The organism is candidate division WOR-3 bacterium (genome assembly GCA_016926475.1).
Taxonomy (GTDB): domain Bacteria; phylum SDB-A; class SDB-A; order SDB-A; family SDB-A; genus JAFGIG01.
This window is the reverse complement of the sequence record JAFGON010000040.1, coordinates 13,767-35,723: the sequence shown is the minus strand read 5'-3', so window position 1 is coordinate 35,723 and position 21,957 is coordinate 13,767. Positions and strand designations below refer to the sequence as shown.

Below are 21,957 nucleotides of genomic sequence, written 5' to 3'. Positions count from 1 at the left end.
TTTCCTTTCAATGAATACTGAATCTGCTCCCTCTTTTTGTTATAAAGCCGTTTGTCAGGTTTTCAAGTTTATCTGAATAATCGCTCTTTTTTTCTTTCTTAAGCAATTCCGCGAAGAGCTTGATCGCTTCATTTCTGTATGTTTCTATTATTTGTCTTCTCTTTGCCGCCAACTCCGAATATTCCATAGTGAATTCCCAGATTCGGTATAATATTTCAGCCCTTGTATCTTTTGTTTTGTAATCTTTGAGCATTTCTTCGGTTTTTTTCAAAACTGTATTTTTTTCCACCAGACTTTTTGCCGCGTTGAATTCTATCCTCAACCCTATGGCTCTCGTTAGAAATTTCCAGTTGAAGTTTCCTATTTCGTCTGCTGTTTTGTAAGAAATCTCCGAGAATTTAAGTGCTTTGCTGTTGTCTTTTTGAGCCATATAGACAGTAGATAGGTTGTAAGCGAGGTTCATTGCGAGAACTTTGTTTTTGAAAATCTTAGCTATAGAAAGACCTTTTTTGTAACTGAGTTCAGCTTCCCGCAGGTTGCCTGAATAATTGTGGTAATTTCCGAAATTTGCCAACGAATAAGCCATCCCCATTTTATCATTCAATTCAAAATTCAACAAAAAATGCTTTCTTAAAAATCTCACGTATTCGTTCATCTCGCCTTTTTGCATGTAGAGAATGGATAAATTTCCATAGGCTGTAGCGATATTTTTTTTACTGCCCATTTCCACGGCGAGTTTCAAGCTCTTTTGATAAGCTCTAAATGCTTTGTCAAATTCCCCGATATTTCTGTAACCGATACCTATGTTGTTGAGAATTCTCACTATGCTCAATTTGTCCGAAATGTCTTCGGCAATTTTCAAAGCCATCAAATTGTACTCGAGCGATTTTTTAAACTTGCTCTTTTTGATGTAAACATGCGCTAAATTGAAGAAAGACATCATAAGTCCTTTTTCGTCGCCGGCGGTCTTTGATTTCTTTTCAATGCTCTTGAAACATTTCGCGGCGGACTTATAATCCGAAAACAAAATATACAGTTCTCCTTTCAGCATCATCGAAGAGATCATTACGCTGGTGTTCTTTAATTTTTTAGAATAGGCCAAAGATCTCTCAACTGCATGTTCTGCGTCTTTTAACCTGTTTAAATTCAGGTATGCTCTCGCAAGGCATAAAAAGGCCCGTCCCTTGAGACTTTCCAGGTTTTTTTCTCCAATTATACTCAATGAGAGAATTGTTTTCTTTTCCGATAACTCCCAATCTCCGGCAATGTTTAAAATTTCAGACATATTCAAAAGGCATTCTGCGTAAGCGAATGCAGACGATGCGTTTTCTAAATACTTTTTCGAAAGCATGCTATCAAGTTTTAAAAAAATCTCAAGGGCGCTTTTGTTGTCGAACCTTTCTTTAAGCAGCTTTCCATTTTTTTCCAAGTATTCGATTATTTTCTCATCGTCATCCGTCTCCAAATAGTGCCCGCAGATTTCGGATATGTAGTTATCGATTGAATGTTTTCTTTTGTCTTCCAAAGCTTTTGCGTATTCAGCGTGGACTATTCTTCTGTTTTCGACCAAAAAAGTCTCGTAGATAATTTCCCTGAAAAATAAACTCGAGAATCGATAAATTTCTTTTTCATACTCATAAATGACCTTTTCACTCTCGAGTCGAGAAATCAAGAATTCCGGGTCTATTTCAAATCTGCGAAGAACGTATTCAGATATGTCTATTTCTATCTTTTCACCTGAAACCGTGAGGATTTTCAGAGGTTCTTTTAAATTTTCATCTAAACAATCGAGCCTTGAAAGCATAAGAGACTTCATGGAAGAAGGGATATCGCTAACAGACAGGTTCTCTCCTCCTCTTTTTTTGGCTATTTTGCTCAGCTCTGTAATAAAAAGAGGGTTACCCTGCGCTCTCTCGATGATGAAGGATTTCAGGCGCTCCTCAATGTTTTCATCGCGCAGTACACCATCGAGTAATTTCATTGAGTTTTCTGATGAAAGAGGCAATAGTCGAATTCTGTTTTGCAAAATCCCCGAAGCTCCAAAATCAGTTTCGATGTCTTTTCTCGAAGCAATAAGGATAACGAAGGTAGAGAAAACCAATTTTTCATCTTTATGTCTTAAAGCTTCCAGAAAACACTCGAGAAAGGATACTTCAATTTCATCCGCTTCTTGAAAATCATCTATAGCTATTATTACTGGTTTCGAATTTTCCGAGGCTTTTGACCCGATTGTTTTGAAAAATTCGATAAAAACCTGCCTTGCGAAAACAAACCTGCTTTCATCTCTTCCCTCCGAGTTGTAAGGATTGCCTGCGCACGCGTACAAATCAATCAAATTGTTTCTAAGATCCTCACCCGCTTTGTTTGAGAACGCCCATTGGGATATTTTTGAGACGATCGCATTCTTTTCATCTTCTCTCGCCACGCCGAGCCGCTCTTTAACCATTTCCTCTATCACTCCGAATCTCGATACCTTCAGTGAATCACAACTCCCCCAAAAAAACTCTGCCCTGCCCTGGAACAACTTTAAAATTTCCCCTAATAGTCTCGTTTTCCCTATCCCCGGCTCTCCGGTTATGAAACCGAGGCTCAAATAATTGGCGTCCTTTGTAGATACTGCTCTGTTGAGCGCCGAATTGATTATTCTGGTTGTCTCTGTTATTTCGTTTTCTCTTCCTAAAAACAGACTGTCGTCATCGGCCATCAATGTTTTCTTCGTTTTGTATTTTTTGGCAATCCAAGCCTCTACCTTCTGGATTTTCCCCTTGAGTTCGAGATCTCCAAACGGGTCAAATTCAAAGATCTGTTTTAGGGATTCCCTGACCGACGATGAAACCAAAATCGAATTTAACGGAGACTTTTCCTCCAGCCTCGAAGCTATGTTGACCGTGTCGCCGTACACGGTGAAATCCCCTTCTCTTTTTTCTCCAATTCTTCCTGTCGTCACAAGTCCGTAGTTTATTCCTATTCTCATCGAAAGGTCGAATTCTTTAAATTCCTCGTCCTCCTTGAATATTTTTGCCAAAAGAGTGATTTTTTCTATCATATCGATAGCTGCTCTGACTGCTTTTTCCGCGTCTTTGTCGCTAGCTTTTTTTGCGCCGAACAGCGCCATGATTCTGTCACCTTCGTATTTATCGACGAAGCCCCCGTAATTTTTGACGCAGAAAGACAGAATCTGCATTAGTTTATCAGCCAAAATTTTGACTTTCTCCGGGTCGAGTTTTTCCGAAATTGATGTGAAACCGTGTATATCGGCGAATAAAACAGCTACGTCTCTCCTGTCTCCAGCTACAAGGCGGAATTGCTTTTCCTTCGACCGTGCGTCAGACTCAGATAATTTTCCAATCAATCCGTCAATTTTTTCAAAAATCATTATTTTCGACCAAAACCTTACTATTCTGCGAAGAATACTTTTTATTCTCCCTTGAATACTTGTCGGCCAGCCTGACGGGTTCCGGAAGCCTGAAAAAAGACATTTCTAGGACAAGTTTTTGCGCCTGCAGTGGAGTAATGAGATGTCCGGGAGATACAATGACGGGCTTGACCCCGTCTCTCGTCCTCAGGGCATAACCCATAATCTTTTCATTCAAAAACACCGGGCTTTTAGATCCTCTTCTAAAAGAAGGTTCTTCATATTCCCCGCACAAAAGACTCTTCGCACAGCCTATTGAAGGTTTGTTGAGTATTACACCCAAATGGCTTGCCAGACCCATACCGCGGGGATGAAGAATTCCCTGCCCGTCGACAATAATCATATCTGGTTTTCTCGACAGTTTGAGGTAGGCAGAAATGAGAGCCGGCATTTCTCTGAACGAGAGAAAACCCGGGACATAGGGAAAACTGAGCTCTCTGAAGCTGAATTTTTCCTCCTCCATTTGAAGTTCGGGATAACTCATAAGAACGGCTTCGCCGACAATTTTGTCTTTCGTCACGGCGCAGTCAAGACCTGCGACATATCTAATTCCGCTTTTCAAAGGCTTGATCTTGACCCGTGAAACAAGCCTTTCCTGTATCCTTTTAAGGTCTGAATAGTCTAATTCCGTCAAATTCCCCTACGATTGATTCATAGTTTCTTACGATGAAATCCACAGCGTTGTCTATATACTTTTTGAGTTCAAGTGAAATATTTTCAGGCAACTTGTCCTCATCCAAAACTAAGTGCGTCCCGTTTTGGAGAAACAGCAGGTCTATCTCAAGATCTCTCCACCTCACACAATCACCTGAAATTTTCACGCTATCTGCTATGTTGAAATAGTCCCCCATAAAAACAGATTTTTTGGAAAACCACCTGTATAGTACATAAGGTTCTTTCTCGCTGTAATAAGCTCGGGTTACATCACCCGGGCTCAGCACGAGACCAGCCACTGAGGTTTCCTTTTCAATTGTGTATTTAAGTATTGCTTTATCAGGAAAAATTTCTATGATTTCACACTGGAAATCTTCTGTTTCACCAGACAATTTTATCTTCCTCTCGATAATACTCTTCAAAACAAAATCCCCCCTATGATAAAAATACAAAATCAGCAGTGTCCTGAAAAGAACTGTCTCCAGAAATGAATCTTTATAACGATTTTATTAGGACACCGACAATCCAAGATAGTAAAAAATTCCCGAAATTTTTCGCGATTTGCCTATTTCTAACTTTATGCATCATTAAAAAATATTTTTTCTCTGCCTGCTGGTTTTGAACACGCGACCTCAATCGCCTATTATGGGAAAATTATGTTTTGAAATCCATCTTAAAACAGATCTTTTAGCTGTCCACTCATTTTGCCATCTGCTTTTGATTTTTTTCATCAGAAGCAAAACTCCCGAAACCCTTCGTCCACTGCTTATTTTGGACTCATACCCACTTTACATTGTCCGCCTTGATTTGCCGCGTGGTCTCCGTTGGAGCATACCGAACCCTGCGCATAACTCCCAGTGAGGCAGTCAAAATTGGCAGTCGAGCCGGAAAGGCACTGTCCTGGACCTCCGGACGCACTTCCCCCTTCCTGACAGGCGTTTGCAACGGTGCCTATGGTGCAAACCCCTTCAGGTGATTCATTCGAAAAAAGCTGTGAATATGCCGTGATTGCTTCAAAACACCTTATTTGAGGTTTAATATACTTCTTTTTCCCCATAAAACAGCCTTTTTGACATTTTATTGATTTTTTTGGAAATTAACAAGTAATATTTTTATTAACAATTCACTGCAAATATCTCTAATTATCTATTTATAAAATCGGAGTTTTAGAAAAGATTCAAAAATACCAAAACAGCTCTATATTCCAATGTTTTCTGTCATTTTAACATTTTATTTAGAAAAGGGATCTATAAATTCTCGAGTAGTTTAAAATCGTTGAAATCTTTTCTCACATTCATCTCAAAACATGGAATATTTTCGAAAATATCCAAAATTTCGTTGAACACCAATTTTCTCTCTTCGGAATTGGTTATCCCTGTTCTGTATAGGTTGTCCTCCCAAGCAATTTTCATTGATTCGACGGGCGTAATCCTCTTGAAGTCGTTTTTTTCGCTTTTTTCGAGAAAGAATATTTTTTTTAGTTGACCCAAAATCGGTCCGCTCGTCACCTGCCCGAAAGGTGTGCCATGAAGAACATATCCGTCTGTGGTAATCTCGACGAGAGAAAACTCGTCGTTGAATACCTCGCCGCATTTTATTGCGTTTTCACTCAAAGTGGTCTTGCCTTTGCCGCTGTTCGCCGGAAAGAGATAGCTGTTTTCTGAGAACTTACAGGACGCGGCATGAAAAAAAAGATATTTGTCTTTGGGAAACATTTTCCAGCAAAAAAAGCCCACAGAAACCCTCAAAGCCTTGGCTTTGTATTCCTGGGGGGAAAAAATAAATATCTTGCCCTGGTCTTCGTCAACAATTGTCTTAAATCCGAAAGAAGAAATCATGTGAATAGTATTTCTGGCGGATTTTATGTTGTCTTTCACCCAAAAAATTTTCTTCTTTATGCAGTCGAGGATGTCTTCACAATCCCAAAAAACGATCTCAGTGTCATATAGACATTCATCTTTTGTCTTAAAGTATTCAAACAAATCAGAAAAAAAGCCGATACGCTCTTTTGACCGTAATTTCAGAGATATGGAACCTATTTTGATCTTTAATTCATTCAAGCAATTAGCTTTTTTAAACCTTCACATCAAGCGAGAGGGCTTGACCCTGAAGCGCAAAATCCTCCTCCGCCTCCTGTCGCGTTCGTGCCCGTGGCGCATAGATTTCCACTCGCCAAAGCGCCCTGCGTGCAGTCCATAGCGCCAGAACCGTTGGCGCAATCAGAAAAACCGGTCGCCATTTGTCCATAATTGCAATAATCAGCCGCTGAACCAGCTGTACAGCCGCCTTCCGGGCTGCTGGTGTTGGTTCCCGAAAAAAGATTTCCCTGGGCAACCCTTGGTTTAAAATCTAAAATAGAAGGTTTTATGTATTTCTTTTTCATATTTCCCCCAATTAATTAATCAATCAATCAATCTTATTATATCTCGTTTTGATAAATCGTCAATAAATTCACCCACCTCTTTTACCATCATCTCTTCTTGGTCCTTTGATTCGTATTCTTCAAGTATAAGGTCTATTATTCCTTTCTTGTCGAAGTTTCCGTTGGCGAGTTTTAAAATCGCGCAACCCGTCTCGTTTATTATTCTAAAATCACCTGTTTTCACATTATATACAAGACCCTCGTCTCCCTCAATTCTGAAAACCAGATCAGGGTTCATATAAACGTTACCTGTCTTGCCTTGTTTTTCTGCAGACTCCATTAAATCCTCTTCTTTCACCGCGCCTTTTCTAAAAAAGGGGTGTATTTCTCTATTATCGCCCCTTCTTTTCAAAACACTTCTGTCCCATAATACCACTAATTCTTCGTCTTGAGACATAATTTTTTTTACCTTTATCAGCCCTTTTTTCATCATAAATCGAAACAGTGGCGAAATTTTAACAGAAAACTCAAAAAGACAGTTGCGGATTTTTTTCCTCAACGGCGCCAACGCACAATAAAATGTCTTTTTTGTCCGGTTTAAACCCAAAAAATGTTTCCCCTTTTTCAGGGCTTCGACTTCGAATTTCAAAACATCCCCATCTGTCCATCCGTCGTCCTCGTTTCTGTTCAAACCCTTTGTCAAGACTTTGATATCCGTTCCTTCTCTTTTCACTTTGATGATTGAGTGAGATACGAGTTTTCCATTTTTTTCAAAGACGACTATGTCGCCGTATTTCAATTTCTCCGGAAAAACTTTTGAAGCCATGAAAACATCGCCGGTCTTCATAAGCGGTTTCATACTTTCTCCCGATAGCACAAAAACCGCTATATCCGATGATGGCTTGTCTTTCATAAAAGTCGCGTAGGGGGGAAAAGTCCTTTTTCCTGAGCTATCTGGCAGAAATAATAACCTGACAAAAAACTGCCCGTTCTGGCGTATGTTTCCGCTACGCACTTGCCCAGGCAGTAATGCTTGTGGACACACCTCATGCATACACCCTGCAGGTTATGAGGTATATTCTCTCTGAGCATATTCAGAGTGTCATTTTCACGCCATATATTCTCAATTCCTCGGTCGAGGCAATTTCCGAAATCGAGTTCTTTTTTAACCGATCCTATGCCGCAGATACTCGCCGTTCCGTCGCTGAGTATCCCCAAAATAGTCAGGATTCCGCACGTTCCAAATCCCTGTTTCGAAATGTGCTCAAGACTATGAAAAGCGGCAGGCACATCGAATGTTATCGTCAGTTTTGATTTTTTTGATATACGGTCAAAATCATTTTTTATTTCTAAAATTTCTTCTACAGAAAACAGTTCTCCGTCTCTTTCCATTTTTTCAGATCTCGCTACGACGTTGATCGGATTTACCTTGAGGCTTGCGCCTCCTATTCCTTCGACAAAGCTGGGCATCAAAAAAAGATCCCGGAGATTTTTCCTGTAGAGAGAAAATATGACTTGAAACCCCAAGCCTTCTTTTTTTAGCAGTCCCGCGCCTTTTAAGACTGCGTCAAAAGAGCCTTCGACACCCCTAAGGTCTTCATGACTGTTGGGTTCAGCGCCGTCTATGGAAATGGCGACGAAATTCGCGTGTTTTTTCAGCGCATGCACTCTCTCATCATCCAACAAAGTACCGTTTGTCTCTATGGTCAAACCAAGTCCGAGTTCTTTTATTCCAGTTATTATCTGGAGAATTTCAGGATGAAGGAAAGGTTCCCCCCCGGTCAATTTAACTGAAGACAGGCCTATTATTTTTGCTTCCTGGTAGATCCTCTTAATTTCAGTCCAAGTCAAGTATTTCTGCGGGACATCCACAAAATCCGGGTCAATCCAGCAATGTCTGCATTTTAGGTTGCAGCTGCCCATCAGATACATGTAGATCGTTTTAAGAGGGTAAAACTTATTCGTCAAGATTCCGGCCTGTATCTTCTTTGAATTTCTTGTAACAGTCGAAGAGGTTTGGAAGGATAAAATTTTCAGCAGTCACTCCGGCCAAAGCTGGACAGCTGCCGTTGCAATACAAATTGTACTCGCAGTTTTCACAGCCCGGGACTTCTTTCATAGGCACTCTTCGCCTCTCCCTCATCCTCTTCAAAATAGGGCTGTTGATCCAAACATCTTTCAGAGAATCTTTGTTCATCTGGCCAAGTTCAATTTTCGAGAGCATATTGCATGGAATAAATACACCGTCGTGGTGAACTGCCAATTTGCTGAAAGGACATCCGCATCCCGTCAAATATCCCATCCAGGGCTCTGGTTTTTCGCCTTGCCTTTTCATCCTCTCCATCTTTCGGTAAAGATGCCATTTCGCCAAAGGCCCTGCCATCGCCGTGATTCTGTTGTCATATTGTTTTTGAAGTTTTCCGAGGGTTTTCATCGCCTCAAACTGCATTAAAGGATCGAGTGTTATCGTGTCTTTGTTCCAGCACGCCGCCCCGAGAGGAATCGCGTCGTTGGTGCTGAAAGATGGAAGTCCGATATCGACCAGCAGGAATTTCGCGGCTTCTTCGAGGTCGCCGAGGTTGTGTCTGTTTACCGTCAACCTCACCGTGACGTTTAATCCGGCACCCATGGCGTTTTTCAGACCCCTTACAGCCTTTTCAAAACTTCCTTTCCCTCTCGACATATCGTGAACTTCCGCCTTTGAACCGTCTATTGAGATTTGTATGCTCGATAGCCTCTTTTTACGCCCATCCTTCTCGAGCTCGCTGAGAACAGAATCGTCGAACAACGTTCCGTTTGAAAGAAACGAATACCTGAGGTTGCTTTCCACGATCAAATCGATGAAATCCCAGAGATCTTTTCTGCAAAAAACCTCTCCACCACTCAGCACGACTTCTTCGACCGCAAGGCTTTTAAGCTCCTCCAAAAACTTCTCCCATTCCGAAAGGGGCAGGTCTTCCCTATTTTTCATCTCTTCGCGATAAAAACAATACTTGCAGTTCAGGTTGCAATTTTTCGTAACAGATATGTCAATTGACCTGGGCGCTTCATTTTCATGAATGAAATAGGTGCTTCTGGGTTCTCTTCTAAGAAAATTCCGTGAATGGGCATACCCCTTTTCTTCGAGACCGCTCAGAAATTGCCCTATATCGGAGTCGAGTTCCTTGCTGTCGGGAGCGTCAAATTCATTCTGAACAGCGTTGACAATTTCAACCCTTGAATTACCGCCGTCGAGTAACTTCCAAATGAAAAGCCCGGTCTGATTGAGATATATTTTAGAGCCTGTGTCAGGCTGAAAAAGCTGGGCGTCGCTTTCGCCTAAAAGCCTGACCGAAATAGACTTATTGGAAACGTAATATTCTGAAGACATTTTAGCATTTTACAAGTTGTGGTTGTTTTTTTAAACCTAATTTTGACTTATTTCGACTTGACAGAGATTTTCAAACGGGCAATACATGCAAACATCTTTATGGGGAACCGTTATAAACTTGTCGCCAAAAAGCAAATCATCCATGAAGCTTTTGAATATCTCCAAATATTTTTCACGATACTCAATTTTACTTTTCTCCAAGACAATTTTCTGGACATCCTTGTCTTTTTCTTTCAGAAAATAGTATTTGCCGTTTAGCTCTCCCTTTTGCTCACTTTCATTCTTTGACCACATCTCGATATAAATCATTACCTGATGACATTTACACATATTGGACAAATTTCTGAAATGTTTTCTGTATTGACAAGGGTCTGTGATCTCTTTTAGTCGGGGGACATCAAATTCCAAATAATTTTTGAGGAACAATTTTACAATTTTCTCTTTCGTCTTGTAGTCGCAGATAAACAATTCGTCTTTTACCTTTTCAACTCGGTCGACTTTTCCCTTGAATGAAACCGTCTGCTCTTCAAATTCAAAATCCGCTTTTATCTCTTTTTCAAGTTGTAAAATTTCAATTTCTTCTCTGTTCTGATTCTCCATGTCCCAGCTTAAAAATTTTTTCAGGTTTCTATCAACTCCCCAGAATTTTATTTTTCCCAACCCGCTTTCAACTTCAATGTTTTGTTCCATAAAGTTTTTTTTCAGTATCTCGGTTATGTCTTCCGGTGTTTTGACGTTTTTTCTTTCTTGGTAGAATTCCCTTAAGGATTCGTGGACAATCGTCCCTATTCCAGCGGCGTCGGGTTCTTCTTCCAGCGTCTGCCTCTCTTCAAGATTCAGGATTCTCTTGAAATAAAATTTTATCGGGCAGGATATATAGTCTTCAAACGCGCTTGGAGAAAACCCTCTTTGGAGTATTTTTTCTTTGATTTCTTTTGTCTTTTCGACCTCAAGAATCTTTTCGGTTTTCGATATCGAAAAGTTCATCTTTTTCACGATTGGCTTCGCTCTCCTTTTGTCGCTGAAACAAATTTTCTCTATAAACCTGCTCCTTTTTGTTCTCTGCTCCCTCATTTTCTCAGGGTAAAAAATTTTCACCGTTTTACTGGAAAGCAGAATTGAAAACAAATTCGAAGCGTATATGCTCTCCCATTCACCATACGACCTAAGCTTGAAAATCTCTTTGATATCTCCGGGTAGTACCGGGTCGTATTTCGAAGAGTCAGGCATGATTCCTTCGACGCAGTCAGCAATAAAGACGGCGTCGAAATCGAGGTTCCTGAACTCCAGAGCCCCCATTACCTGGATGCCCTCAAGCGGAGTGCCTGTGAATTGAACGGGTATGTTCAAGAGCTGATATCTAATGAAATCGGCGTTTTTATGCGGATCTTTGAAATGCGCTAAATCGGGTTGTTTTTCAATGAATTCCAAGACCTCGTCGAGAATTATTTGGGCTGAATTCAAAAAATCTCTGAAGAACAGGTATGAATTGCGGCTCTGGTTTATGAAGAGTAGGCAATCCAACAAACGCCTGCAAAGATCGGAAACACTCTCGTTTTTTCCCGGAAGAAACCTGCGGTTTATGCCCCTGAGATACTCGTAGTTCTGGCTGAAATTTTTAATGTTCAAAAAATCACCGTCTTCTCCAAGCTCGAGTTCCAGGACGTTCAGGTCTATCACATGGCTCTCAAACCTGTGTATCTGTATCCTTTGAGAATCAGTGTTTTCTGATTTTTGGGCTAATTTTATATAAGGATGCCTTATCATCTCGAGGTATAAAGATGTCGGTATAAATCCATTTTCGACACTTTGTGATATTAAAAGAATTGAGTCCAGGAGCTGGAATAGCGGAGTCCTCTGGAAAGGATAATCGAGTGTTATGTTGAATTTCATGTCCGCGTTTTCAGGGTCGACGCGGGTCAATACGTTTTCGACAAAAGGTATAAGAGAAGAAGGTTCCGGAAGCAAAACGCCTATCCTACGTGAACTCTTGTTAGTCTGGAGATAATCCAAAAGGACGTCATGCATGAGAATCATCTCGTGCTCCACGTTAGAAGAAGAATAGACCTCGGTTTTATCCACTATGTCAGAATATCTGAAAACCTCTGACTTTCCGACATCGGCTCTAAACCCCCCCTTCAAACTCCGGACTGTCTCGGAAATTGTCCTGAAGGGAGATAGGGACTCGGTTTTATCCGGTTTTTGATATCTGACGAGAAAAATCGAATTCTCAAAATTTTTTAAAATGTTTTCTACAAGGAGTTTTTCAGCGAAATTCAAGGCGTTGAAGCCTGAAAACACGAAACTTTTCAAATCCCAAGCTTTCAAGACATCAAGACACTTCTCTCCGGTTAAACCCCTGTAAGCTACACCCCTCGTGAACAGCTTCATTTCGTTGTGCGCTTGGACGTAAGCGTTTACAACAAGGGGCAAATTCGCTATAAAATCCCTGTATTCCCTGAAATATTCGCCCATCTCTACGAATTTTTCATAGACGGCGTTTTGATCAGGTAAATTTTCCGACTCCACGAGGATCTGCTCGACAGATTTTTTCAGTTTCAAAGCCCATGGATAAAAGGATACGAAATTCGAAATCTCTTTTTTCCCCAAATACATTCCATCCGGCGAAATTTCTTTGAGCGTTTTCCATAGCACAAAAGAAGTTTCGATTTCAGAGGCGATTTTGAAGCCCGGCTGGTTCATTTGGTAGAGCCTCATCACAAATTCGTCTATCGTGTCCATCCTCGGCAGAAAACGGACGGTTTTCAACCTTTTTTTGAACTCTTCTTTTAGAAAGACTTCAAACCTCTTTGACGGATACAAAATGAAAATATTTTTTAAATCGTTTTCGATTGCGATTTCCGCCGTTCGATCGATTAAACTCTTTCCGAAATCGATAATTTCAACTTTCGACATAGACCATTTCTTTTTTATCGAGGTATAAAAGGCATGCCTTGATTTCTAATCCGGCGTAAACTTTTTTCAGGTTTTCGCGGTATTTCTCAAGCTGTTTTCTGTGTTCTGACTCGTACTCTTTTCCCGTCTTGTAGTCTATTATCCAAACACAATCCCTCATCTTGGCTATCCTGTCGGGCCTCATTATATCGCCGCTACCCGAAATGAATTCTGCTTCGTTCAAAGCCGGAAAATCTCCGACGTAATACTTTACAACACTCTCTTCGAGAAAAAAATCTTCTAAGAGTCTTCTCTCCTCTTCAGACAGGAGATTCAAATCGAGAGCCTCCGAAAGGGCGTTTTTAAAATCGTTTTTATCTTTGTACACCCCCAGAAGAGAAAGCGCGTTGTGGATAGCATCTCCTCTTTTCTGGCTGGCGCTCTTAGCTTTGCCTGATTCATAGACAAGGTAGGCGTCCTTGATTTCGTTTACACTTTTTCTCTTTGGCACGTTTGTCAGCTCCACGCTTTCTTTGTTCTCATCCTTTTCAATTTTGAAGCTCATCTCTCCGGATGAGTAGACGTCATTTTCGAATTTGATTGATCTGTTAGCAAATACAATATCTTGAAATTTCATCAATTTTCCGGGTATTTTTTTTTCGGCATTTTTTGTTGTTTTATCGCCGATCATGAACAATCCGTGTTTGGCTCTCGTCATAGCCACATACAGCAAATTCAATTCGCCTGTATTGCCTTTTCGAGTCTCTTCAATGTAAGTTTTGAACATACAAACATCTACTTTGGCTTCTTCCTTGGGAATTTTAATAAGATGCCCTCCAGTTGAGTAGATTGCATCAAATCTTTTGACCAGCTTTTCAGAGACATCCAGAATTACATTTTCGAATTCCAGCCCTTTGGAACTGTGTATAGTCGATATTTTAATTTTGTCCTCATCTTTCGGAATGTCGATTTTAAAGTCGGCTTCGCTATCTCCGTTTTCATAGATAAAAGACAAAAAAGAAGATATCGAAGTTTTGTTTGACACTTCAAGGTCGTGTAGGATCTCCCCCAATTTAATTGTAAAAAAAGAGCTTCCGGGAAAGTTTTCCTCTACCTTGAACTTATAGATGATGTCTTCATAAACGTCATAGGCTGTCATGAACCCCACAGAATTGAAAAAGGGCTCGACGAATATTTTCCAGACCTGGAAATATTTCTCCCTGAAAATCGTGTAGAAACTTCCCTCGGCTTTAAAATATACGGAATCTTCATATTTGTAATCAAGGTTCACAGATTCAGCGGCTTTTTTCAGCAGGTTGCTACGGGCAAATTCAATAAAACTGAGGTCGTCCGGCGGAAAATCCAAAAATTTCATAAAGGAAATAATCTCCGCCACGAGAGGTGAACTCAAAAGATACGTTGATTCGTCTGTTATGCATTCAAGCCCTTTTTTCGTCAAAAAATCAAACAAATCCTTTATATAGCTCTTGTTTCTCAAAAGAATCGCTATGTCTCCGTCTCGCCATCCTTTCGCCTTTATCTTTTCCACCGTCATAAAAATTTCCTCGAATATCGTCTCCTTGTCTGGTGCGTCAATTTTTTTTATCTCTACATACCCGCTTACCATGTCTCGACGCGCGGGTTTTTGATTGACATCCGCAAAGCTTTTTTCGAAAGTTTTTTCCAAAGCGTATGAGTCCAAACCTTCCATGTTTTCCTTTTTCCAAAAATCGTTGAAAAATTCGACCAGCGTTCTATCGCTGCGGAAATTGCATTCGAGGCTGTTCTTTATACTTCCCCTGTTTTTGCCCAAGGCGTCTTTTAGCTCAAAATCGTTTACAATTTTGTCTTCGTCCATCATCCCCATTTGGACGCCGCGCCAGAAATATATGGCCTGCTTCTGGTCTCCGACTATGAAAAGTGAGCTCTGGTCCTTCTCGGATAGAATAGCGTTTGAAGCTATGGGAACGAGAACATCCAGTTGTCTTGAACTCGTGTCCTGAAATTCGTCGATGAGAAAGCGCAAATATTTTTCGGAAAGTTTTAAGTATAAATACGGCATCGATTCGACGTTCAGTTTCTCTTTTAAAATATTCGATATTTCATAGAGATACACAACGTCTTTTTTTCTGCTGTCAAAAACCTCCGAAAACTCTACAGTTAAATTGGCAAAATGGGCTATTTTGAGTTTGTTTAAGCAGAAGACGAACTTTCCAACCGCAAATCTGAAAGCTTTTAAATATTCTTCAAACTCAGAGTCTAAATTTTTATAACCGGTGTTTAATAAATCCTGTGAATTGTCACGGCAAATGGTCTTTTCTGCAAAAAAAGGTACTTTTGATTTTAATTCTCTTTTTTTAGCTTTTCCGAGTTCTCCCAATTTTTCAAGAATATTTTCGCTGATTTTTTTCTTATTAATTCCGCCAGAGTTCTTTTCAATGAATCCAAAAAGTGGTTCTGAAGTTTTCTGGATTTCTTCTGAAAACATATCCAAATCTTTGTTCAACTCTGTGACATCAATTTTTTTTAAGTCTTTGAATTTTTCAAATATTTGGTAGATTTTATCCGTCAGCAAATTGTCGTAGTTATAATTGTTCTTGCTCTCTATCTCGGAAAGGTTTATCAGGGATAATTCGACTTCTGGCCAGTCTTCCCGGACTTTGTCTTCAAGAAAACGGCGAATCAACTCTTTTAAGTTTTCTCCAAAGCTCTCTCTGATTTTAAAATCTGGAGTGATTCCATCTATCTCGGGCGAGAGGACTTTAACAAGTGTGGCGGAGAAAGAATCTATTGTGGTCGCTTTGAAATCCGAATAACAGGTAATTATGAAATCGAGAAAAAATGAGGACCATTTTTTTATGTCTTCAGGTCTTACCCCGGATTTATCCGAGACTTCCCGAAAAACCTTTTCTACTACATCGGTTTTGTAGTTTTCAATTTCGCGGAATTTATAGAGATAGTCGAGAATTCTCTCCCCCATCTGCTCGGAAGCCAAATTCGTGAAAGTCACCGCCAATATTGAACTCAGGGTTTTTCTGAACTCTTCGAGGTTTTTGTCGGTGTAGGTCTTATCAGGGCTGTTGTCTCTGAACAAAGGCTTGAATGATTTGAACAACTGCGTGATGTATTCAGAGGCTAATTTCGTCGTCTTTCCGGAACCCGCGGAAGCTTCGTAAATCTTCAGGTTGATATTGTGCCCCATCAGGGCTCTTTCCACTCAAAACCCAGTCCGTCGATTCCGTCTATGGTTTCTTCACCGGAAAATCTGAAGAGATACTCGGCGGTCTTTGCGGCTTCCCTCGGCGTCAGGCCCTGCTCAAAAATCAAATTCAGGTAGAAAAATTCGAAAACGGCGCTGCCTGCCCAATCCACTGGGTTGAGGTAGCCCGATACGACAAAACCTTCGGGCCAGTCGTCACGGGAATTTATTATTCTGTCCGGCGCTTCACCCGACATTATGTTGCAAGAGCTGAAATGGACGAGAACTAAATTGCCGCAAGGTTCCAAAACTCTCACTATATCCTCCGCTCCCGCTATTCCATCCCTGAGGACGAGGCCGTCTTTCTCGCCATGCGTCGCGAACAAAAGGCAGACTCTTCCGTCAAGACCAGCTGTTTCAGCGCAGAAATTTCTCAGGTCGTCTTTATCGTGGACATACCTCTGCCTGACTTCGATGTCTGGAAGGCGGGAGAAAAAAGCCTCGAGCATCTCGCCGAAAGAATAGTCGTTTTCGTCGAGAGTTTCCTGCCATTCAGCCTCGAGGACTACGAGCCAGATCTTCGAAGTGTCGAGAGACAGCCCGTTTCTGCAGCCATTCCAATCATACCAAAGAGATTTTCCATCTTCTCTCCACTTTCCGGTAAAAGAATCCCCGTCCGAAGAGAGCTCAAACCAGCCTTCGCCGGATGTTGTCGGCTCGTTGTACCTGAAAACGAGCCTGCCCCAGGAATTCACCTCTCCTTCTATGGGGCAGTATCCGTTGAAGAAATAACCGCCAGTCACCTTTTGCCCTTCCTGTTCCAAGATCATGACGCCGTATGTCGTCTGCCAGCGTCCGGAGAAATCGGCTCCTGACAAAACCATGGGCAAAACGGCAAAAATTTGAAAAATAAACATTTTCAATTCCCACCCGCTTTCAAGGACATTTCTTGCGCCCAATCAACAGCTTTTTGAATTGATAATTCTCTGTCTTTTTTCAAAGGTTCCAAAAAATCAATTTTACCGATAACTTTGTTGCCTTCGAGCATCTTCTCCAGGTTTTCAAAAACTTTTCTCTTTCCCCCGCCGTGACAGCAGAAAAGAGCGAACATTTTATCGTTGAAAACGTTTTGTTTTAAAAATGTTCTGAGAGCTGGAGCAAAAGAACCCGCCCATACCGGCGTTCCCAAAAACAACAAACCGTAATCTTCCTGACGAAAAGAATAAGGTTCGAGCTCCGGCTTCTCCTTCATCATGACAGCTTTCCCTCCCCGGATGTATTTCTGGGCTCCCCTGGGGTTGTAATCCCTTTTCTGTATCAATCTCAGGATATCGGAACCTGTTTTTTTAGCTATTTCCGCCGCGAGGAATTCGGTGTTTCCTTCGAGCGAGTAGAATACCACTATTGATTTCATAATAGACCTCACATTACAAAATATTGAAGGAAATTTTCGAAAATTCTTTCTGCTCCGAATCTGCCGTCAGGCGTATCGGCGATTATTTTATTGAGATCGACGCCGTAAGTTCTCATTTTATCAACTTCTTTCTCGAACAATTTTTTTGCTGTCTTTCCGTCAATCTCGGGGTGAAACTGAAGTCCCAGTACACATTTGGACTCGTTTATCATGGCCTGAACATGACAGTTTTGGTTTTCGGCTATAATCCTAAACCCTTTTGGCAGAGTTTTTACCTCGTCATAATGAGCTCCTATGGCTCTAAAAGGATTTTCAAGACCTTCGAACACTTTGCAATCTCTGGATTGTGAAATTTCAACAAATCCCATTTCAGGGACTTTAACCTTGCCTACGGCGTCTTTTCCGGCGTGCGCTCTGGAGATGAGTTGATGCCCGAAACAGATACCGAGTACCGGCACGGAATTTTCAAAGCATTTAAGATAGTATTCCATAGCGTAATCGAGCCATTTGAAATCGTTTTCGATAGAGTGCTGGGAACCGGAAAAGACGATGAGCGAGAATTTATCTGAAGAAGGATATTTCATCTCAAAACCGTTGACGTATACGGGTTGCACAAAACCTTCGAGTTCTTTTTTGAACATATCGTAAAAATCCTGATCAAAGCTTAAATCTACGACAAGAGCCTTATGCGTCATTACTTGACTTTTATCCTTCCATCCGGAAAAAATTCGATTTCACCTTTTTCCAGGATGAAGTTCAACAACGGATCAGGAGCGTATATAGAAGTCGATTCCCTCTCCAACGAGGAGTCCAAAAAAACATAATGCCCGTCTCCACCCCCGGCTATCCAGTCGCTGACTATGACGGTGTATTGACCGTCCAACTCGAGTTCCAGCCATTTCCCGTCTTCGAAAACCTCCACCTCGCTTATTCGCTCGCCGGGTTCGACGATTTCGATCAAGTTTCTTCCCGAATAAACGCCGCAGAAAGAAACTTTGGAAGTGTCGATGACAAATCTTATGCCACCGACCTGCAGAAAGCCTCCGTATGAAGCTCTCATGGAATCCGGACAGTTGTTGGGAGCCCCGAGCTGACCCGAGGCTGAAACCTCAAGAACGCTCTTGATCTGGCTGCCAGTCATTTTCAATTCAATTATTTCGTTTCTGAACGGCAGAAGTTCAGCTATTGTTCCGTAGGTTATGTCTCCGGGCGGAAACTCCCTGTCTCCTCTTATAGAGCCGCCGTTTATAAATGCGATATCGGTTTCATCCAACCAATAGAGCCACGAGTCGCATATCAGATCGCCGATACTGGACTCTTTTCCTCGCACGACTTCTTTTCTCGTGTCGAAAGAAGTCAAAGAAACGCCAATTTTCTCCGAAAGGCTTTCCTGGTATTTTTCATAGTATTCGTCCATCTCTTCCCTGACAAACTCGTCTTCACCGACTGTCGAATCGAGGTATCGCGAACAAAAGTCTATAACCTTCAGAGAATCATCCTCGAAAGTCAGAAACAGGGTTCCGATCGTCTGCGAACCAGCACCGTTCTGGACGAGAGCGACTCCGTTGACGTACTCATAATACTGGGTGTGGTCGTGTCCTCCGATAATAAGGTCGATGCCCTCGACATTTTCAGCCAGCAAACTGTCAATCCTGAAACCGGTGTGCGTCACACCTATGACCGCGCCGCATCCCAGAGATTCCAATTCGACAACCGCCCTCTCGGCGACTTTAAAAATATCTTCGGTCATGAAAACCTGTGAATCTCCGGGATTAGTCAATTTAAAAAAATCCGGGGTCATCAAACCGAAAAATCCAATTTTCACTCCCTCGATTTCAAACGTGGAATAGTCTTTGACAATTTCGTTTAGCGCGCTGTCTGAAAAGGTGATGTTGGCACAGACTATTTCAAATTCGGCTTCTGAAATGGCGTTTGAAAACATCTTTGTTCCGTTGTCGAATTCGTGGTTTCCCGGACAATAGACGTCATAACGGGCTAAGTTCATGCCTCTGACTTCAGGTTGCCCGGAAAAAACCGAATAAATGGGGTTGATGAAGTCATCCCCCGAAGATACGAGAAAGACCCCGTCGAGGGCAGTATCGCTTTCGAGGTTATTTTTAAAGGAAGATATCCTGCTGAATCCTCCGACCGTGAAAACAGAGTCTCCGATTTTCAACTCGTACGGCACCAAAACGCTCTGAAGATCCGAAGTCGCGGCGATCGCAACCCTAATAGTTTCCGCCTGCAGCGAGGCGGATAAAGCCATCAGAAAAATTATTTTTTTCATCGTCTTCAACCTTCTATTGAATCAGCAATTTTCAATCGGTGGTATAGACCCATTCCGGTCTTGCGATTGTATTTTCTCGAATCAAATTCCTCCACTTCTCATCGGTGAGTCTGTCGCTCATCGGCCAGGTGAACTCCCAGTAGCTCAGGACAGGCCCCATAGCGGCTTCAATGTATCCATCCGGTCTGGCGTACACTACGACAGCCAGGTCGAGATTTCCTGAAGCGACTTCGAGAACCGACGAGCTGTTCTGGTCAGTGTGGACATCAGCCACCAGACTCGTCTGGGTTCCTTCGGATAGTTCTCCTCCGGAGGAAATCGCGTTTCCAAGACCGGAAGAAAAACTTTTCAGAAAATCCGCTTCTTCTGCGGTTATCGCCTCTCCGGAGAGCTCTTTTTCGGATATCTCCTTGACCGTCTCCATCATGTAATTCGCCATTTCGAACTTGTAGCTCAGCTCTTCGTCGAAATAGCCGTAAGATTCCAGGGCGCTTTGGAGCATGTTGAGAACGGATAGTATTTCAGCGTAGACTTCAGGAACAGGTTCTACAAAACCTGCGGAGGGAGGCGGAGGGATGTATGGTTCATCATTAGGAGCGCACCCAGCTTCCATGGTGTAGCTCTGTTTTACGTATAGAATGTTGTCGTGCCTAAGGGCGGACCATGAGGCGAGAAAATTTGACAGGCAATGGTTCTGCCAAGCTTCAGTCCTCAGGAAATCCGCGTAGCCCTCGCCCTTGTCTTTTAAAACAAGGCGTGCGCACAAAAGCCAGTTGTTGTAAAGAGTCTGATGCCAAAAATCCTGATCGAAACTCCCGATTTTATCCTTCATGAACTGAAGTGATTTGTCGTAATCGGCAAACGCCGTGTCGCCTCTAATACAGAGTATTTCGTAAGCTTTCCTGCTTCCAAATACTGCTCCGATGTCGAGTCCGGATGGCATGAAGCGCTGATTTCCCTGTCTGTTGTATCCCACGGTCGGGAAGACCATCTTGCCGAGAACTTCACTGTCGAATGTGTATCTCTGGCCGAAAAGCCTGAAACCCTGGGTTATAGTCAAAGCTTTATCCAAATCTTCAGGGTCGAAATTTCCTGAGGAATCCGGCATTGAGACAAGGCTCCCAGTTCCGCTGTATATTTTTGAATCAGAATATTTTTTCAAAACTTGTGCTATCTTTCCATGAAATTCCTCTGTGTATATCTCCCCGGCGGTCAATTCCTGGTCTGTGGCTTCACGAAAAGCTTCAGCGTATTCTGGAACAGACATGTCGTCCGAAAAACCGGCGAAGAAAGCTGTCAGAGTATATATTTTACGCCACTTGTCTATGTACTTGGATCCGTCAGGAGCCGTGTCGGAGCAAAGATCGGATACTATCTGCAGAGCTGTAGCAGTGAGGTAGATTGCTTCCTCGTTTGAGACGAGGTACATATCCTGCTGACCTTGGTTTCCATGAAGTGGAAAAGTCATCCTTCCAAGCCACATCATCGCCTTGAAATACCTTTTAAGTGAATCGCTCGCGGGGTAGTGTCCTCTTGGCACGTATTGGGAAAAATCTTCTTTGTACCCAAAAATGTTACTCTGCGCAAAACCCGAGTGTTCTTCAATCAATTTCAGCTCCTGATCGACCATACCCGAAACCGATATGTCGAGTTCGTAATCCGGTTCAAGAAGCTTGAGAGCAACACCGGCGTATGAAGCGGCGGTTTGATTTCCCCTTTCGATGTTTTTTTTGTATATATGCTCCATTACTTCAAATAAATCCGCGTAGATAAATTTTTCTTCCAAGTATTTAAGCGAGTTGTCGAAAAAAATGTGCATGAGATGAAGGGGTATCCCCGACGATACATAAACGGGCTGGTCCGCGCTCTCTACGATCTCAAACGCTTCGACAGGATTGTCTCCAAGGTTTTTACCTGTGTAAATGATGAATCCGTTTTGAAGCAGTTCCGCGGGAACAGAAGATAAGCCGGAGAAAGCCAGGACTTCATCGAGGTTTATTATTTCGTTCTGGTCAAAAGGCAGGCCAGCGGTTTTCATTCCAGGTTCGGACCTGTAAGGTGTGGTCTCATAGAATTGCTTTCCAAAATCAGTCGTAATTTCGACATTTTCCATTGACACTCTTTCGGTTGGCGAGTTGATGGGTTTGACGATGTCCGGCAAGTTGTTTTGTTGAGTGCCTATTTCCCTGCAGGAAAACCCGAAAAAAGCCAGCAAAGCGAATATTATGACCTGCTTGGGCATAAAACCTCCTTTTGTGACGTGAGTCATTGGTTGAATTATAAATCATTACCCTATGAATTCCAAAGTTATTCCAGTCCGGTAATTTCAATTCTTTTTTGCGGCAAACATGTATAAAATCA

Annotated in this window: 16 protein-coding genes; all 16 read right to left on the bottom strand. The window is 42.0% G+C overall.

From position 1 onward, the window contains the following. Positions 1-7: 7 nt before the first annotated feature. Complete coding sequence (locus JXA84_04050; protein MBN1150380.1) at positions 8-3,376, bottom strand: tetratricopeptide repeat protein; 3,369 nt, start codon at positions 3,374-3,376, stop codon at positions 8-10. Continuing rightward, positions 3,366-4,049 carry an endonuclease V gene (locus JXA84_04045; GenBank protein ID MBN1150379.1) on the bottom strand — a complete coding sequence of 228 codons (684 nt, stop codon included), beginning with the start codon at positions 4,047-4,049 and terminating at the stop codon, positions 3,366-3,368. Before JXA84_04045 ends, JXA84_04050 begins: the two co-directional genes overlap by 11 nt. Beyond that, positions 4,021-4,491 carry a DUF402 domain-containing protein gene (locus JXA84_04040; protein ID MBN1150378.1) on the bottom strand — a complete coding sequence of 157 codons (471 nt, stop codon included), beginning with the start codon at positions 4,489-4,491 and terminating at the stop codon, positions 4,021-4,023. Before JXA84_04040 ends, JXA84_04045 begins: the two co-directional genes overlap by 29 nt. 344 nt (positions 4,492-4,835) lie before the next feature. Further along, positions 4,836-5,126 carry a hypothetical protein gene (locus tag JXA84_04035; protein MBN1150377.1) on the bottom strand — a complete coding sequence of 97 codons (291 nt, stop codon included), beginning with the start codon at positions 5,124-5,126 and terminating at the stop codon, positions 4,836-4,838. A 190-nt stretch (positions 5,127-5,316) separates the two neighbouring features. Next, on the bottom strand, positions 5,317-6,051 hold the full coding sequence (locus JXA84_04030) for a hypothetical protein (GenBank protein ID MBN1150376.1): 735 nt from the start codon (positions 6,049-6,051) through the stop codon (positions 5,317-5,319). A 104-nt stretch (positions 6,052-6,155) separates the two neighbouring features. Beyond that, on the bottom strand, positions 6,156-6,452 hold the full coding sequence (locus tag JXA84_04025) for a hypothetical protein (GenBank protein MBN1150375.1): 297 nt from the start codon (positions 6,450-6,452) through the stop codon (positions 6,156-6,158). Between the two features lie 19 nt (positions 6,453-6,471). Beyond that, the gene (locus JXA84_04020; protein MBN1150374.1) at positions 6,472-7,344 is read right to left on the bottom strand and encodes a signal peptidase I; all 873 of its coding nucleotides are present in this window, start codon (positions 7,342-7,344) and stop codon (positions 6,472-6,474) included. Next, the gene (locus JXA84_04015; GenBank protein MBN1150373.1) at positions 7,341-8,399 is read right to left on the bottom strand and encodes a radical SAM protein; all 1,059 of its coding nucleotides are present in this window, start codon (positions 8,397-8,399) and stop codon (positions 7,341-7,343) included. Before JXA84_04015 ends, JXA84_04020 begins: the two co-directional genes overlap by 4 nt. Next, positions 8,389-9,801 (bottom strand): PqqD family peptide modification chaperone, encoded by a 1,413-nt coding sequence (locus JXA84_04010; GenBank protein MBN1150372.1) that lies wholly within the window; start codon positions 9,799-9,801, stop codon positions 8,389-8,391. The genes JXA84_04015 and JXA84_04010 overlap by 11 nt, the downstream gene beginning before the upstream one ends. 36 nt (positions 9,802-9,837) lie before the next feature. Beyond that, a complete protein-coding gene (locus JXA84_04005; GenBank protein ID MBN1150371.1) occupies positions 9,838-12,717 on the bottom strand; it encodes a PD-(D/E)XK nuclease family protein in 2,880 nt (959 codons plus the stop codon). After that, on the bottom strand, positions 12,704-15,898 hold the full coding sequence (locus JXA84_04000; protein MBN1150370.1) for a UvrD-helicase domain-containing protein: 3,195 nt from the start codon (positions 15,896-15,898) through the stop codon (positions 12,704-12,706). Before JXA84_04000 ends, JXA84_04005 begins: the two co-directional genes overlap by 14 nt. After that, positions 15,898-16,812, bottom strand: a complete 915-nt coding sequence (locus tag JXA84_03995) for a hypothetical protein (protein MBN1150369.1) — start codon at positions 16,810-16,812, stop codon at positions 15,898-15,900. Before JXA84_03995 ends, JXA84_04000 begins: the two co-directional genes overlap by 1 nt. Positions 16,813-16,814: 2 nt before the next feature. Then, a complete protein-coding gene (locus JXA84_03990; GenBank protein ID MBN1150368.1) occupies positions 16,815-17,309 on the bottom strand; it encodes a flavodoxin family protein in 495 nt (164 codons plus the stop codon). Between the two features lie 8 nt (positions 17,310-17,317). Next, positions 17,318-18,004 carry a gamma-glutamyl-gamma-aminobutyrate hydrolase family protein gene (locus tag JXA84_03985; GenBank protein MBN1150367.1) on the bottom strand — a complete coding sequence of 229 codons (687 nt, stop codon included), beginning with the start codon at positions 18,002-18,004 and terminating at the stop codon, positions 17,318-17,320. After that, the gene (locus JXA84_03980) at positions 18,004-19,596 is read right to left on the bottom strand and encodes a bifunctional metallophosphatase/5'-nucleotidase (protein MBN1150366.1); all 1,593 of its coding nucleotides are present in this window, start codon (positions 19,594-19,596) and stop codon (positions 18,004-18,006) included. The genes JXA84_03985 and JXA84_03980 overlap by 1 nt, the downstream gene beginning before the upstream one ends. Before the next feature lie 31 nt (positions 19,597-19,627). Continuing rightward, complete coding sequence (locus JXA84_03975; GenBank protein ID MBN1150365.1) at positions 19,628-21,838, bottom strand: DUF3160 domain-containing protein; 2,211 nt, start codon at positions 21,836-21,838, stop codon at positions 19,628-19,630. Between the last annotated feature and the right edge of the window lie 119 nt (positions 21,839-21,957).